This is a genomic window from Methylopila sp. 73B, from assembly GCF_000526315.1.
Lineage (GTDB): Bacteria > Pseudomonadota > Alphaproteobacteria > Rhizobiales > Methylopilaceae > Methylopila.
Map to the genome: position 1 here is coordinate 1 of NZ_JAFV01000002.1, position 1192 is coordinate 1192.

Genomic DNA, 1192 nt, shown 5'->3' on the forward strand with positions numbered 1-1192 from the left:
ATGGCCAAGGAAAAGTTCGCGCGGACGAAGCCGCATTGCAACATTGGGACGATTGGTCATGTTGACCATGGCAAGACGTCTCTGACGGCGGCGATCACGAAGGTTCTTGCTGAGACGGGCGGCGCGACGTTTACGGCGTACGACCAGATCGACAAGGCGCCGGAAGAGAAGGCGCGCGGCATCACGATCTCGACGGCGCACGTGGAGTACGAGACGGCGAACCGGCATTACGCGCACGTCGACTGCCCCGGCCACGCCGACTACGTGAAGAACATGATCACGGGCGCGGCGCAGATGGACGGCGCGATCCTGGTGGTTTCAGCGGCGGACGGCCCGATGCCGCAGACCCGCGAGCACATCCTGCTGGCGCGCCAGGTCGGCGTTCCGGCGCTGGTGGTGTTCCTGAACAAGTGCGACCTGGTGGACGACGAGGAGCTTCTGGAGCTGGTCGAGCTCGAGGTGCGCGAGCTTCTGTCGAAGTACGACTTCCCGGGCGACGACATTCCGATCATCAAGGGCTCGGCGGTCGTTGCGCTGCAGGGCGGCGACCCGAAGCTCGGCCATGACGCTGTGCTCGAGCTGATGAAGGCGGTGGACGCCTACATCCCGCAGCCGGAGCGGCCGATCGACCAGCCGTTCCTGATGCCGGTCGAGGACGTGTTCTCGATCTCGGGGCGCGGCACGGTTGTGACCGGCCGCGTTGAGCGCGGGATCGTGAAGGTCGGCGAGGAAGTCGAGATCGTCGGCATCAAGGCGACGGTGAAGACGACGGTGACGGGCGTCGAGATGTTCCGCAAGCTTCTGGACCAGGGCCAGGCGGGCGACAACATCGGGGCGCTGCTGCGCGGCACGAAGCGCGAGGACGTGGAGCGCGGGCAGGTCCTGTGCAAGCCGGGCTCTGTGAAGCCGCACACGAAGTTCAAGGCTGAGGCTTACATCCTCACCAAGGAGGAGGGCGGTCGTCACACGCCGTTCTTCACGAACTACCGTCCGCAGTTCTACTTCCGGACGACGGACGTGACAGGCGTGGTGCACCTCCCCGAGGGCACCGAGATGGTGATGCCGGGCGACAACATCGCGATGGAGGTGCACCTGATCGTGCCGATCGCGATGGAGGAGAAGCTGCGCTTCGCCATCCGCGAAGGCGGACGCACCGTCGGCGCAGGCGTCGTCGCTTCCATCATCGAGTGAT

Annotated in this window: 1 protein-coding gene; it reads left to right on the plus strand. The window is 65.3% G+C overall.

Annotated features, from left to right (window positions below; genetic code table 11):
• Positions 1–1191 (plus strand): elongation factor Tu, encoded by a 1191-nt coding sequence (tuf, locus tag K244_RS0121110; RefSeq protein WP_020185794.1) that lies wholly within the window; start codon positions 1–3, stop codon positions 1189–1191.
• The last annotated feature ends 1 nt before the right edge of the window (position 1192 follow it).